We start from the raw sequence: 14,306 nt of genomic DNA on the forward strand, positions 1-14,306 counted from the left end.
GGCGCCGTGCAGCACCGGGGGCGGCCCCGGCCTGCCGGTCACGTTGGGTGAGCGGGATGTACGGCCGTCGGCGGGCTTGCCCGCTGCGCGTGGGCGGTCCCTGCGGACAGCGGAGTGGAACTCGTTGTTCCACAAATACCGTGCGTCACTGCCTTCGCGTGACGTGCCGTTTGTCAACTGGTTGTGACACACAGGTATTTTGGCGTTGCTCACACGAACTCCCCCGGCGGTACGGGGTGATCAAGGCCGCGTCGTCGGCCTTCCGGACGCCATGTCGGGCAAAGCGGTGCGTGGGGGGCCGTCACGGGAATATCCGCTTTGGGGCAATGGACGAGATGCCGGCCCCGGGCCGGGTGCCCGGTCCGGCACGGGAAAGACGCCAGGTCGCAAGGCGGTTGACCACGTCCCGTAAACACTCCTCGGCCGGGGCGCGGGGCGATGTCATGATGGCCCGCATGACTACCGCACAGCCGCACGAGACCCCGGCCCCCGACGCGAGGATCTCCGCCCGCGTCGCCTCCATCTCCGAATCGATGACCCTGTCCATCGACGCCAAGGCCAAGGAGCTCAAGGCCCTCGGACGCCCAGTGATCGTCTTCGGCGCCGGCGAGCCCGACTTCCCGACGCCCGACTACATCGTCGAAGCGGCGGCCGAAGCGTGCCGGGAGACCAGGAACCACCGCTACACCCCGTCCGGCGGGCTCCCGGAACTCCGCGCGGCCATCGCCGAGAAGACCAGGCGCGACTCCGGGTACCAGGTCGAAGCGGCCGACGTGCTGGTCACCAACGGCGGCAAGCAGGCCATCTACGAGGCGTTCGCCACCATCCTGGACCCGGGTGACGAGGTCATCGTCCCGGCGCCGTACTGGACCACCTACCCGGAGTCGATCCGCCTAGGCGGCGGTGTCCCCGTCGTCGTCACCGCCGACGAGACCTCCGGGTACCGGGTCACCGTGGAGCAGCTGGAGGCGGCCCGCACTGAGCGGACCAAGGCCCTGCTGTTCGTCTCGCCCTCCAACCCGACCGGTGCCGTCTACAGCCGCGAGCAGGTCGAGGAGATCGGCCGCTGGGCGGTGGAGCACGACATCTGGGTCGTCACCGACGAGATCTACGAGCACCTCGTCTACGGTGACGCGGAGTTCGTCTCGCTGCCCGTGCTCGTTCCCGAGCTGCGGGACAAGTGCATCGTCATCAACGGGGTCGCCAAGACCTACGCCATGACGGGCTGGCGCGTCGGCTGGGTCATCGCGCCGCGTGACGTGATCAAGGCGGCGACCAACCTGCAGTCGCACGCCACCTCCAACGTCGCCAACGTCTCCCAGGCCGCCGCCCTCGCCGCCGTGTCCGGCGACCTGTCGGCCGTCAGGACGATGCGGGAGGCGTTCGACCGGCGCCGGCACACGATCGTGCGGATGCTCAACGAGATCGACGGTGTCGTCTGCCCGACTCCCGAGGGCGCGTTCTACGTCTACCCCTCGGTCAAGGGGGTGCTCGGCAAGAGCATCAGGGGCCGCCGCCCGCAGACCTCGCAGGAGCTCGCGGAACTGATCCTGGACGAGTGCGAGGTGGCGACCATCCCGGGCGAGGCGTTCGGCACGCCGGGCTACCTGCGGATGTCCTACGCGCTCAGCGACGAGGACCTCGTCGAGGGCGTCGGGCGGATGCAGAAGCTGCTCGCCGAAGCGCAGGACTGAGCCGTCGCGCGCTCCCCGGCGTCCCGCCACGCGGGGCGTCGGGGAGTACGTCCGGACGGACCCGGCCGGGCAGCCGGACGGCGTCCTACCCGAGAGCCACGGCCGTGCGGACGCCGTACCGGGCCAGTTCCTCCGGCAGCCCGGAGGCGTCGTCGGCGGCGTACGCCACGTACCCGTCGGGCCGGACGAGGAACAGGCCCTCGCCGTACGCCTGGTGGGCATGGCCCGCGGGGTCGAGCAGGTCGGGGGCCGGACCGCCGACGCGGCAGGTGCGGAGCATTTCGCCGTCCAGCGCGGGGAGTTCGGCGTCCCCGACGGCCAGCAGGGTGAAGTGCGGGCCCTGGAAGACCTCGAAGAGGCGGCGCGGGGCGCCGTCCGGGGTGGTGCAGGGCGCGTCGGGTGCGCGGTCGCCGGCGCGCAGGGCACCGTCGGCGAGGCCGGTGCGCTGCTCGGCGGCGAGCGGTCCGCCCGGGTACCCGACATCGATCTGGTGCAGGTCCTTGCCGCGCCGCATGTCGCCCGAGCGGTGCAGCCGGGTGCTGGTGTCCAGGATGCGGGCGGCGACCGGCCGCCGCTCGGCCTCGTAACTGTCCAGCAGCTCCTCCGGCGCGCCGTGCCGGAGGACCTGGCCCAGCTTCCACCCCAGGTTGTAGGCGTCCTGGACGCTGGTGTTCAGGCCCTGGCCGCCGGCGGGGGAGTGCACGTGCGCCGCGTCGCCCGCGAGGAAGACCCGGCCCACCCGGAAGCGGTCGGCCAGGGCGGCGTTGGGGCGGAAGGCGGAGGACCACAGCACCTCGCCCACTTGGTCCGCGGTGAGGTGGGTGCGCTCCGCGACGAGTTCGCGTACGGCGTCGGGTGAGGTGTCCGGCTCCGCCGCCGGGTCCGCGAAGCCCGCGATGAGCTGGAAGTAGTCGTTCAGCGGCGCCGGGAGCAGCGCGACGAAGTCGGTGGCGTTGAAGGCTTCCCACATGTGCCAGTGCCGCGTGTCCAGCCCGTCCAGCCGGAGGTCGGCGAGGAGCATCGGGTGCGGGGCGACGCTCTCCCCGGTCATGGTGACACCGAGCGCCTTGCGCACCGTGCTGCGCCCGCCGTCCGCCGCGACGAGGTAGGCGGCGCGCACCGTACGGGCGGTGCCGTCGGCGCGGACGACCCGGGCCTGGACGCCGTCCGTGTCCTGGGTGAACGACTCCAGCGCGGTCCCGAACGCCACCGTGCCGCCCAGCTCGGTCAGCCGCGCGTACTGGATCTCCAGGTTCCGCCACTGCGGGACCATCATCATCGTGCCGTACGGGGTGGACGGGGTCGGTTCGACGCCTTCCACGAACACGTACGTGTCGACCATGCGGCCGTCCGCCCAGGACGCGATCTCCGGGTACCGGGCACTGCTCGCCCGGATCGCGCCGAGCACCCCGAAGTCCTCGTAGACCTCCTGCGTACGCGGCTGGATGCCGCTGCCGCGGGTGCCGGGCGACAGCCGGTCCTGCCGCTCCAGGACGAGGGCGCGCACCCCGCGCCGGGCGAGGTCGAGGGCGAGGGCCAGGCCGGTGGGGCCGGCACCGGAGATCAGTACGTCCACGTACTCGGGCAGCGTGGCAGCGGAGGATGCGTCCTTAACGTTGTTAAGTTCCATGCTTCCGAGCGTGCGCTTAACGGTGTTAAGTTGTCAACGTGGCTACGAGACTTGACCGGAAACTGGTGGCGGAGACCGCCCTGGGCCTGCTGAACGACGTCGGCCTCGAAGGGCTCACGCTGCGCCGGATCGCCAAGGAACTGGACGTCCAGGCGCCCGCGCTCTACTGGCACTTCAAGAACAAGCAGGAACTGCTCGACGAGATGGCCACCGAGCTGTACGAGCGGATGACCGCGCCCATGACCGCGGCGGGCGCGGACGCCGGCGGCGACTGGAAGGCGCTGCTGGCCGAGTCGTGCCGGGGCATGCGGCGCACCCTGCTCGGCTACCGCGACGGCGGCAAGGTCTTCGGCGGCACCCGGCTGCGCCACTCCGCGCCGATGCAGCCGATGGAGACGTACATGGCGGTACTGACGGGCGCCGGATTCCGGCCGCACCGGGCCGCATGCGCCTGGTTCACCGTGTACACGTACACGATCGGCTACGTCATCGAGGAACAGTCCGTCTTCCCGGTGCCCGGCGAACCGTGGCGCGACCCCACCTACGACCTGGACGACCGCGAGCGGCGCCTCGGAGCCGACTTCCCGCTCACGGTGGTGGCCGGCGAGGAGCTCTTCGGCGACACCGCCCGCGGCTTCGAGGACGGCCTCGAAGCCGTCATCGCGGGGATCGAGGCGGCGCTGCTGCACGGCGCATGACCGGGCGCCCGGGGAAGCCGCCCCGGGCGCCCGGCCTCAGCGTCGCGGCCGCGGGTCGACCGCCCGTCTCAGTACGGGCGTGAGCGGGCGCTCCACCCAGCGGTGCAGCACCCACGCCAGCACCAGCATCAGCGCGACGGTCAGCGTGAACGTCGCGTACGAGGGGAGGCGCAGGCCGCCGTGCAGCGCCTGGACGGCCACCCAGCCCAGGTGCTCGTGGACGAGGTAGAACGGGTACGTCAGCGCCCCGGCGACGGTCAGCCAGTGCCAGTTAGCCCACCGCATCCGGCCCAGCGCGATCGCCACCACGAGGGCGAAACCGGCCGTGACGACAGCGATGATCACTAGTGCCGAGCGGTAGGAGAAGGCGTGCGCGGACGGCGGGTGCCAGAGCCCGGCCACCGCGTAGTGCTGTCCGGTGAGCCAGCTGACGCCGACCACCGCCCACGCCACCGGGTCGCGCCCGCCGTAACGGTGCAGCAGGTAGCAGCCGATGCCGCCGATGAAGAACGGCGCGTACTGCGGTACCAGGACGACGTCCAGCGCCGGCACGTGCGCGGCCCGCGCCAGCGCCGCCGCCAGCGTCCAGCCCGCGCAGAACAGCACCACCCGGCGGCGGGTGGCGCCCGGCAGCACGACGCACACCGCGAACAGCGCGTAGAAGCGCATCTCGGCCCACAGCGTCCAGCACACGCCCAGCACCCGCTTCGCCCCCAGCGGCTGCTGGAGCATCGTCAGGTTGGTCAGCACATCACTGGGCCCCAGCGCCTCGAACGCCACCCACGGCAGCGCGAAGACGGCCGTGACCAGCAGGATCGCCACCCAGTAGGCCGGATACAGCCGCGCGACACGGGAGGCGATGAAGGCGCGCAGCGAACGCCCCCAGCCGCTCATGCAGATGACGAACCCGCTGATCACGAAGAAGATCTGCACCCCGAGGCAGCCGTACGCGAACACACCGTGCAGCGAAGGGAACTGCTGCGCCGGCGAGCTGCCCCACGCCCGCGCGATCTCGCCGTTGCGGCCGCCGAGGTGGTAAGCGGCGACCATCAGGGCGGCGATCAGGCGCAGCCCGTCCAGGGCACGCAGGCGCGGCGCGCCGCGGGGCTTGCCGCCGGGCGGGGCCGCACCGTTACGCGGGGCCGGCACCGGCCGGGTGGCCGGCGCGGACACGGACGGCCCCGGCACCGTCACGGGCGGCGGCGCCTCCGCCGGGAGCTGCGCGGTCATCCGAACGCGGCCCGTTTCTTCAGACGCCGCTGCATCGCCCGCGCACGCCGCGCGACCCTGCGCACGGCCGCGTTGCGCGGGATGAAGGACAGCTGGGACGGCAGCGCGCCGGGCAGCGCCAGCGCGGTCAGGCGGCGGCGCTTGAAGTAACGCCAGGTGCGCTCGTCCAGATGGGCGGTCAGATAGCGCTCGGCGACCGGCCGCAGGTCCGGGTAGATCTGGTGCTGCATCGCGTAACCGACCGCGCCGACCAGCCCGTTGAGGTGCGTCGGCGCCGGCTTCGTGCCCGGCTCGTCCGCCAGGTCGGGCACCAGCGCGTCGACCAGGGTGACCGGTACGCGATTGCTGTTCTGGTACGGGGTCAGGCGCTCCAGCAGCAGGTCGGTGCCCACGCGCGCGGTCGGCAGGCCGTAGAACGCGGAGGCCGTCAGCAGCGCGGTGGAGAAGCAGCCGACCACGAGGGCGGGCCGTTTGCGCTGGTAGAGCACCTCGGCGAGGACCGGCGTGGCCAGTACGGTCAACTCGGCGCCGAGCTTGTCCGCCTCCCGCTCCAGCGCCCGGGACCAGCGGGCCGGCGCCGACGGATGCGGCTTGAACACCACCGTGCGGTGCCCGCGCCGGACCACGCCACGCAGCATCCGGGCGTGCAGCTCCTCCTCTTCCTCGGGCGTGAGGATGCCGAGCGCCGACAGGTACTGCCCGAGGAGCAGCGCCGCGCCCTCCGGTACGGCGTGCAGCTCCGGGGCGTCGCGGTCCGCGGCCAGGCCGGCCAGCACCGCCCGGAACGCGTCGGCCGGCACCGTCTCCGCGCCCACCCCGAACTCCGTGAGCAGCAGCGGCTTCAGGCCGGGTACGAGGTCCAGGTGCAGCAGCCGGCGCACGCGGGTGCCGACCAGCGGGTCCAGCTTGTTGCGGGTCGGGCCGTAGCTCATCAGCCCGTCCGCGTACACGTCGACCGGCGCGTCCGGGAAGAGCTGCGCCAGCGCGAGCGCCGGGTGCACCTGTATGGACTCCACGACCAGCTCGATCTCGTCCTCGCCCAGGTCCCACAGCAGCCGCAGGTACCGCTCCCACAGCGGCACGTCGTCCGGGCGCGGGGACCAGCCGCCGGGGTGGAACGGGCTGATCGTCTCGTTCCACGACAGCACCCGGTCGAAGCGGCCGCGCAGCCGCTCGAAGCCGGGCATCCGGTCCACCGGCGTGGCGGTCTCCGGGGTCGCCGCGTTGTTGCTGACCAGCAGCAGCCGACGGCCGGCCGGTGCGAAGCGGTCCGCGTCCAGGGCGGCGGCGAGCGTCGCGGCGCCGTACAGGGTCGACGCCAGGAAGAGCTGCGTACGCGGCCGAGCCGGCGCCTCGGTACGGGGGGCCATCAGGCGGCCACCTCCGCCGGTACCGGGCGCCGGCGCAGCCGTCGCAGACGGGAGGCGCGCTGCGTGTCCATCGAATCCAGGGCTTCCTTCAGTACGTCCTGCGGCATTCTTTTCAGCGCCGCCGCGCTCAGCGCGCGCAATTTACGGGCGACCTGCGGTTCGAACCTTTCGATCGAGCCGAGGTGGTGGGCAATGATGGCGCAATAGGTGCGTACGGCTTTCGGCAGCAGTTGTTCCGCGTCCCGGTCCTGTGCCGTTTCCTCGATCACTTGGTCGAATGCCCGGATGAAATCCAGTTGCCGCACATCTCCGATCTGGGTGAGCGAGGACGCCACCCCGCGCCGGTAGAAGACGCCGAGCAGCCCGGACACCGCCATCGACCGGGCCTCGCGGTGCAGCCGCCAGATCCACGGCCGGTCCTCCGCGGTGCGCAGCCCGTGCGTGAAGTGCAGCAGCCCGTCGTCCAGCAGCCGGCGGTGATAGATGCCGGCCCACGCGAAGGCGTAGTCCACGGAGGTGGAGCGGTCGGCGGGCAGGATCAGCGCGCGCGGGTCCAGCACGGTGTTGCGGCGGCCGTGCGGCACGCGGTGCACGGAGCGGGCGCGCGCGGTGCACTGCACATGGTCCGTACGGACGAACTCGCACCCCAACCCCTCGACGACGGCCAGGAGTTGCGCGTAATACCCGGGCGCCAGCCAGTCGTCACCGTCCAGGAAGGTCACGTACTCGCCGTTGGCCGCGTCCAGGCCGGTGTTGCGGGCGGTGGCCAGACCGCCGTTCCGCTCGTGCCGCAGCACCCGGGCGCCGGGCAGCTCGCCCTCGGCACGCGCGAGGATCTGCGGCGTCTCGTCCCGCGAGCAGTCGTCCACCAGCAGGAATTCGAAGTCCTCACGGGCGTTGGCCGCCAGGCTTCGCAGGGTGTCGGGCGCATATGTCTGCACGTTGTAGAACGGCACGACGACGGAGAGCTTAACCACCCGGGTGACGTTAGGCGCGGTCCCGGCATTCGTCTTGACGGGACGCGGGCCCCCGGGTGAACGAAGCGCGGCGGGATGGTTAACCCGGCAATTCGGCCGGCCGGTTCGCTGTCCCGCGATACGCTGTTAACCCGCTGTTGCGGCACAGTTGGCCCGCCGAACGGAACGCCTTCCTAGCGTTTTCGTCGTGCCCACTCGTACCACTTCCCCGCCGCGTGTCGCGGTGCTCGCGGATTCGGACACCCGATGGAAATGGGGCGCTTCGACAGCGCACCGTATTCAACCGGACCTCCGTCTGGACGGATTTCTGCTCCGCGGCCGCGCCACCCCCACGGTCCGCCAGCTCGACGAGGTCGGCGCCCGTGCGGACGCGCTGCGCGAGATCCGGGGCGCGGACTTCCTGGAGCTGATGCAGGACACCACGCGGTACGACGTGGTCGTCCTCGCCTGCGTCGGCGGCGCCGTCCAGGCGATGCTGCACGGCCTCGCCCGTGTCTGGCGCGGCGCGGCACGGCGCCCCGCCGTCGTCACCGGCTACGTCGGCGTCGTCTACGAGAAGCTGGCCGACGGCCTGCTGCTGCGGCACGGCGCGGATGTCGTCCTCGCCAACTCCCGGCACGACGCGGAACGCTTCCGCGCGGTGTACGAGGGCGTCGGCGCGGACGGCGGGAGCGTCGTCGAGTGCGCCCTGCCCTTCCTGGGCGGCGCACCGTACGAGCCCGCCGGCGACACCCGCCCGTACACGGTCGTCTTCGCCGCCCAGCCGTCCGTACCGGAGCGCCGCGAGGACCGTACGTACCTCCTGCGCCGCGCCGCCGGGCACGCCCGGCGCAACCCCGGCCGCGAGGTCCTCGTCAAGCTGCGCAGCAAGCCCGGCGAGCACACCACACACATCGAGGAACACCCGTACCAGAAGCTGGCCGCCCGCCTCCCCGGCGGCCTGCCACCCAACTGCCGCCTGGCGTACGGGAACATGGGCGACGTCCTGGACCGCACCGACCTGATGGTGACCGTCAGCTCGACCGCCGCCCTGGAGTCCCTGCACCGCGGCATCCCCACCGCCGTCCTCACCGACCTCGGCATCCGCGAAGCCCTCGGCAACCACCACTTCCTCGGCTCCGGCTGCCTCGCGTCCTGGGACGAACTGGACGCCGGCCACCGCCCCGAACCCGACCCCGACTGGCTCTCCCGCCAGGGCGTCGCACCAGGAGGGGCATACGCGACCGCCTTCGACGCCGCCCGTACCCGCGTCACCGTCCTGCGCACCGCCGACCGCCTGCCGCCCCTCACCCCGTACTACACACCCCGCACCGCCCCCGGCTACCTCCCCGGCATCCTCGCCCGCTACGGCCTCGGCCCCGAGGGCGAACCGCTGCCCGGCCAGAGCGCCGAAACCGCGGAGCCCGGCGGCCTGCGCCGGCTCGCCCGGGACACCGTGCGCGACGCCGCCCGCGGCGCCTACCGCCACGGCGTCCAGCGCGTCGCCCCCGCCATCCGCCGCTGGGGACAGCTGTGAGCCGCCCACCCGCCCGCCCCCGGAGCCCGCACGGCCCCCGGAAGGAGCCCGCAATGCCGAGCACACCGAGCCGCCCGGCCACGCCGACCGTCGTCGCCGTCATACCCGCCCGCGGCGGCTCCAAGGGCGTCCCCGCCAAGAACCTCGCCGCGGTCGGCGGCGTCCCGCTGATCGCCCGCGCGGTCCGCGAATGCCGCGCGGCCCGGCTGGTCACCGACGTCGTGGTCTCGACCGACGACGCGGCGATCGCCGGCGCGGCGCGCGGCGCGGGCGCCGTCGTCGTACGCCGCCCCGGCGCCATCGCGGGCGACACCGCCACCAGCGAGGCCGCGGTCCTGCACGCCATGGACGCGTACGAGGCCGAGCACGGCAAGCCCGTCGACGCGGTCCTCCTCGTCCAGTGCACCAGCCCCTTCCTGGTCCGCGAGGACATCGACGCGGTCGCCGCCGCGGTCGTCGAGAACGGCGCGGACAGCGCGCTGACCGTGGCGCCGTTCCACGGCTTCGTGTGGCGCGAGGGCGCCGACGCGGCGATCGAGACGGAGGCCGCCCCCACCGCCCCCGGCGGCACCGGCGTCAACCACGACAAGTCCGTCCGCCCGCGCCGCCAGGACCGCCCCCAGGACTTCCTGGAGACCGGCGCCGCGTACGCCATGGACGCCACCGGCTTCCGCGCCGCCGGCCACCGCTTCTTCGGCCGCACGGAACTGGTCCGCACCGACCCCGCCCGCGTACTGGAGGTCGACGACCCGCACGACCTCGCGCGCGCCCGCGCCCTCGCGCCCCTGCTCGACACCGCGCGCCCCGGCGCACTTCCGACCCGCGACGACATCGACGCGGTCGTCCTCGACTTCGACGGCACCCAGACCGACGACCGGGTGCTCGTCGACTCCCACGGACGGGAGATGGTCGCCGTGCACCGCGGCGACGGCCTCGGCATCGCCGCCCTGCGCAAGGCGGAGCTGAAGCTGCTCATCCTGTCCACGGAAACGAACCCGGTCGTCGCCGCACGGGCGGACAAACTGCGCCTGCCCGTACTCCACGGCATCGACCGCAAGGACCTCGCCCTCAAACAGTGGTGCGAGGAACAGGGCATCGCGCCCGAGCGCGTGCTCTACGTCGGCAACGACGTCAACGACCTCCCGTGCTTCGGCCTCGTCGGCTGGCCCGTGGCGGTCGCCGGCGCCCACGACGTCGTACGCGGCGCCGCCCGCGCCGTCACCTCCACCCCCGGAGGCAGCGGCGCGATCCGCGAGATCGCCTCGTGGATCCTCGGCCCCACCCTCTGACCAGGTAAGGAACTCACCCTCATGACCAGCAACTCCCGCCTGCGCACCCTCGGCGACCGGCTCGTCGGTCCCGGCCGCCCCGTCTACGTCACCGGTGAGATCGGCATCAACCACAACGGCGACCTGGAGAACGCCTTCGCGCTGATCGACGCCGCCGCGGACGCCGGCTGCGACGCCGTGAAGTTCCAGAAGCGCACCCCCGAGATCTGCACCCCGCGCGACCAGTGGGACATCGAGCGCGACACCCCCTGGGGCCGGATGACCTACATCGACTACCGCCACCGCGTGGAGTTCGACGAGGACGGCTACCGCGCCATCGACGAGTACGCCAAGAAGCGCTCCATCGCCTGGTTCGCCTCCCCCTGGGACGTGGAGTCCGTCGCCTTCCTGGAGAAGTTCGACGTCCCCTGCTACAAGGTCGCCTCCGCCTCCCTCACCGACGACGAGCTGCTGCGCGCCATGCGCGCCACCGGCCGTACGGTGATCCTCTCCACCGGCATGTCCACCCCCAAGCAGATCCGGCACGCCGTCGAGGTCCTGGGCAGCGACAACATCGTCCTGTGCCACGCCACTTCGACCTACCCCGCCAAGGCCGAAGAGCTGAATCTGCGCATGATCCACACCCTCCAGGCCGAGTACCCCAACGTCCCGATCGGCTACAGCGGCCACGAGACCGGCCTGCAGACCACCCTCGCCGCCGTCGCCCTCGGCGCCGCCTTCGTCGAGCGCCACATCACCCTCGACCGCGCCATGTGGGGCTCCGACCAGGCCGCCTCCGTCGAACCGCAGGGCCTGACCCGCCTGGTCCGCGACATCCGCACCATCGAGGACTCCCTCGGCGACGGCGTCAAGAAGGTCTACGAGAGCGAGCTGGGCCCGATGAAGAAGCTGCGCCGCGTCGCCGGTGTCGTCGCCGAGGCGGAGGCCGACGACCGCGAGCCGGTCTCGGCCTGAACCCGCATCCGTGCCGGTGCCCGTACCCGTATCCGTGCAGGTACCCCCGCCCCTGCCCGTACGGCCGCGCCCGCCCGCGCGCTGCGGCTCCAGACGCCTGACGAACGGGACGTACACACCGTGAGCTCACCAGACGGGGCCGGTGGCCCGCCCCAGGAGGCGGTGGGGACTCCCGTCCGCCGCCTCCTGGGGGTGCCCCGGCAGCACCACCGCCGCGGGTCCGGCGCGGGCCGGGCCGCGGCCAGGGCCGAAGACGGGGGCGGGGCCGGGACCGACACCGGGGCCGACGCCGGGGCGCGGGGCACCCTCGCCTTCGTCGAGAGCCCGGTACAGCTCCTGAACGTCCTGGAATGGGCGTACGGCGAACAGGCCACGGACCTCACCGTCGTCGTCCTCGCCCCGCACGACCCGATGACCCGTGGCCAGCTCCGCCGGATGGCCGAACTCGCCCGCGACGAAGGCTTCTCCGTACGGTGGGAAGAGGCACGCGAGGGAGCGTCCGCGCCCCTGCGCACCATCGGCGGCCTCACGCCCCGACTGCGGCGGGCCGGCCGCGTCGTCATCGGCGACCCCTTCTCCCGCTACGTCCAGCTCCTGCTGACGCTCACCCGCGCCCGCCACCTGGTCGTGGTCGACGACGGCACGGCCACGATGGAATTCATCACCCAACTGGCCAACGGCGAACGCCTCGTACGGTGGCACCGGCACGGCGGCGGGCGCGGGCCGCGCGACGTGCTCTTCGCGCCGTTCTCGGCCGCCGCCCGCCGCCGGCTCACTCCCGGGGCACGCCACCGCACCGTCAACCTGTTCACCGCCATGCCCGTCGAGCCGCCCCCGGGCGTCCACCTCCTCTCGAACGAATTCGCCTGGACCAGACGGCGGTTCGGGCCGCCCCGGCTGACCCGCGGCGCGGACATCGTCGGCACCTCCCTCGTCGAGACCGGCGTCGTCGACCCCGACCGCTACGTGACGGCCGTCGCCTCGCTCGCCCGTGTCCACGGCGCCACCCGCTACTTCGCCCACCGGCGCGAGTCCACCGCCAAGCTCCACCGGATCGCCGTCGAGACCGGTCTGGAAGTGGTACGCCCCGACCTGCCGCTGGAACTCATCACCCGGCGCGGCCCGGTCGGCCGCCTCGTCCTGAGCTTCCCCTCCACCGTCGTCCACACGCTGCCGCTCGCGCTCGCCGGAACGGGGGTCGGCGTGGCCGTCTGCGACATCGACCCGGCGTGGCTGACCAGCGACGCGTCGCCGCGCGCCGAGGGGTTTCTGTCCGGGGTGACGGGGACGGCGCGAGGGGTGCGGCGGTTGCCGAGGGCGCTTTCGGCGCCGTCGGAGCCGGGTGACGCGTCGGATGTGGCGCCGTCGTCGTGAGGTATCCGGCGCCGGTGGTTCCGGAAAGAAGCGGAACCGGTAGTGATACCCCCGTGATGACCGCTCCATGCGCCGGGCGGCCTAGATTTCCTTCCCCTAACGGGCTGAACTTTTGTTGATCGAGGGACAGTTGCCCCACTCGCCCCCGTACCCTTCAACGGGTGAACCACTTGATGTCCCGCGAGGCCGAAACCGATGACGCCCCCGCCGGGGGACCGCTGCCCGGCGCGCTGCCGGATGAGCTGTGCGCCGAACTGATCGCCTTCCGCCGCGACTTGCACATGCACCCCGAGCTCGGCAACCAGGAGTTCCGCACCACCGCCGCGCTCAAGGCGCGGCTGGAGCGGGCCGGCCTCACACCACGCGTCCTGTCCATCGGCACCGGCCTGATCTGTGACATCACGCCCGGCCTCGCCCCCTGGGACGGCGGGCAGCCGCTGCTCGCCCTGCGCGCCGACATCGACGCGCTGCCGATCCCTGACGTGAAGACGGTGCCGTACCGTTCCACCGTCCCGAACCGCGCCCACGCGTGCGGCCACGACGTCCACACCACCGTCGTCCTCGGTGCCGGCCTGGTCCTCGCCGAGCTGGCCCGCGAAGGACGGCTGCCCCGTCCCGTACGGCTGCTCTTCCAGCCCGCCGAGGAAGTCCTGCCCGGCGGCGCCACCGACGCGATCGGCGCCGGGGTGCTGGACGGGGTGGGGCGCATCCTCGCCGTGCACTGCGACCCTCGGGTGGACGCGGGGCGCATCGGACTGCGTACGGGAGCGATCACCTCCGCCTGCGACCGCCTGGAGGTCACCCTCGACGGGCCCGGCGGCCACACGGCCCGCCCCCACCTGACCACCGACCTCGTCACCGCCGCCGCCCGGATCGTCGTCGACGTGCCCGCGCTGCTGTCCCGCCGGGTCGACACGCGGGCCGGGCTCGCGGTGACCTGGGGCCGCATGGACGTGGGCCACGCCTGCAACGTCATCCCGCAGCACGCGGAGCTGGCCGGGACGGTGCGCTGCCTGGACCTGGACGCGTGGCGCGACGCGCCGGACCTCGTGCATGCGGCGGTCGACGAGGTCGCTTCGCTGTACGGGGCGAAGTGCCAGGTCAACTATGTGCGGGGGGTGCCGCCGGTGGTGAACGAACCGGTGTCCACCCAGCTCCTCCATGACGCGATGGCCGCGCGGCGCGGGTCGCATGCGATCGAGGGCACGGAGCAGTCGCTCGGCGGGGAAGATTTCTCCTGGTACCTGGAGCGGGTACCGGGCTCCATGGCACGCCTGGGCGTACGCCCGCCCGGGAGTAATGCCCGCTACGACCTCCACCGGGGGGACTTCGACGCGGATGAGGGGGCTGTGCGGGCGGGGGTGGAGCTGTTCACGGCGGCGGCGATGTTGGCGTAGTGCCGGTTTGTTGTGGCTGGGGTTCCTGTTGTCCTCAATCGCCGGACGGGCTTGTGTGGCGCTGGCCGGGCCTGGTGGGGGAGGCCTTGTGGGGGTGCGCCGTGTGCGCGATGGGTCCGGTGGGTGGGGGCTCGGGGCCACACAGGGGTCACTCCTCGGCACCGTGTACGTCGCCCG

General features: G+C 72.7%; 11 protein-coding genes. 7 read left to right on the forward strand and 4 right to left on the reverse strand.

The window, feature by feature from the left end; all coding sequences use genetic code 11:
• The first annotated feature begins 455 nt into the window (after nucleotides 1-455).
• Nucleotides 456-1,694, forward strand: a complete 1,239-nt coding sequence (locus AB0L45_RS35225) for a pyridoxal phosphate-dependent aminotransferase (protein WP_365847436.1) — start codon at nucleotides 456-458, stop codon at nucleotides 1,692-1,694.
• 85 nt (nucleotides 1,695-1,779) lie between these two features.
• Here AB0L45_RS35225 and AB0L45_RS35230 read toward each other — a convergent pair whose 3' ends face one another.
• Entirely contained in the window at nucleotides 1,780-3,324 is a 1,545-nt protein-coding gene (locus tag AB0L45_RS35230; RefSeq protein ID WP_365847438.1) for an FAD-dependent monooxygenase, read from the reverse strand.
• Between the two features lie 38 nt (nucleotides 3,325-3,362).
• Here AB0L45_RS35230 and AB0L45_RS35235 point away from each other — a divergent pair, with 38 nt between their 5' ends.
• Nucleotides 3,363-4,022 (forward strand): TetR/AcrR family transcriptional regulator C-terminal domain-containing protein, encoded by a 660-nt coding sequence (locus AB0L45_RS35235; protein WP_365847440.1) that lies wholly within the window; start codon nucleotides 3,363-3,365, stop codon nucleotides 4,020-4,022.
• A gap of 36 nt (nucleotides 4,023-4,058) precedes the next feature.
• Here the strand turns inward: AB0L45_RS35235 and AB0L45_RS35240 are convergent, their stop codons facing one another.
• The 3 genes from AB0L45_RS35240 to AB0L45_RS35250 are packed head-to-tail and all read right to left on the reverse strand — an operon-like array spanning nucleotide 4,059 to nucleotide 7,599.
• The gene (locus tag AB0L45_RS35240) at nucleotides 4,059-5,252 is read right to left on the reverse strand and encodes an acyltransferase family protein (RefSeq protein WP_365847442.1); all 1,194 of its coding nucleotides are present in this window, start codon (nucleotides 5,250-5,252) and stop codon (nucleotides 4,059-4,061) included.
• Nucleotides 5,249-6,622, reverse strand: coding sequence for an alpha-2,8-polysialyltransferase family protein (locus AB0L45_RS35245; protein WP_365847444.1), 1,374 nt, complete (start codon nucleotides 6,620-6,622; stop codon nucleotides 5,249-5,251). Before AB0L45_RS35245 ends, AB0L45_RS35240 begins: the two co-directional genes overlap by 4 nt.
• Nucleotides 6,622-7,599 (reverse strand): glycosyltransferase family 2 protein, encoded by a 978-nt coding sequence (locus AB0L45_RS35250; RefSeq protein ID WP_365847446.1) that lies wholly within the window; start codon nucleotides 7,597-7,599, stop codon nucleotides 6,622-6,624. Before AB0L45_RS35250 ends, AB0L45_RS35245 begins: the two co-directional genes overlap by 1 nt.
• A gap of 187 nt (nucleotides 7,600-7,786) precedes the next feature.
• Between AB0L45_RS35250 and AB0L45_RS35255 the strand changes: the two genes are divergently transcribed.
• The 5 genes from AB0L45_RS35255 to AB0L45_RS35275 all read left to right on the forward strand — a co-directional run bounded on the left by AB0L45_RS35255 (nucleotide 7,787) and on the right by AB0L45_RS35275 (nucleotide 14,129).
• The gene (locus AB0L45_RS35255) at nucleotides 7,787-9,115 is read left to right on the forward strand and encodes a DUF6716 putative glycosyltransferase (protein WP_365847448.1); all 1,329 of its coding nucleotides are present in this window, start codon (nucleotides 7,787-7,789) and stop codon (nucleotides 9,113-9,115) included.
• A 53-nt stretch (nucleotides 9,116-9,168) separates the two neighbouring features.
• Nucleotides 9,169-10,404 carry an acylneuraminate cytidylyltransferase gene (locus tag AB0L45_RS35260; protein ID WP_365847450.1) on the forward strand — a complete coding sequence of 412 codons (1,236 nt, stop codon included), beginning with the start codon at nucleotides 9,169-9,171 and terminating at the stop codon, nucleotides 10,402-10,404.
• A gap of 21 nt (nucleotides 10,405-10,425) precedes the next feature.
• Nucleotides 10,426-11,358, forward strand: a complete 933-nt coding sequence (locus tag AB0L45_RS35265; RefSeq protein WP_365847452.1) for an N-acetylneuraminate synthase family protein — start codon at nucleotides 10,426-10,428, stop codon at nucleotides 11,356-11,358.
• A 336-nt stretch (nucleotides 11,359-11,694) separates the two neighbouring features.
• Nucleotides 11,695-12,732, forward strand: a complete 1,038-nt coding sequence (locus tag AB0L45_RS35270) for a hypothetical protein (RefSeq protein ID WP_365847458.1) — start codon at nucleotides 11,695-11,697, stop codon at nucleotides 12,730-12,732.
• A 173-nt stretch (nucleotides 12,733-12,905) separates the two neighbouring features.
• Nucleotides 12,906-14,129, forward strand: a complete 1,224-nt coding sequence (locus AB0L45_RS35275; RefSeq protein WP_365847460.1) for an amidohydrolase — start codon at nucleotides 12,906-12,908, stop codon at nucleotides 14,127-14,129.
• The last annotated feature ends 177 nt before the right edge of the window (nucleotides 14,130-14,306 follow it).

Source organism: Streptomyces sp. NPDC052496 (assembly GCF_040679095.1).
Classification (GTDB): domain Bacteria; phylum Actinomycetota; class Actinomycetes; order Streptomycetales; family Streptomycetaceae; genus Streptomyces.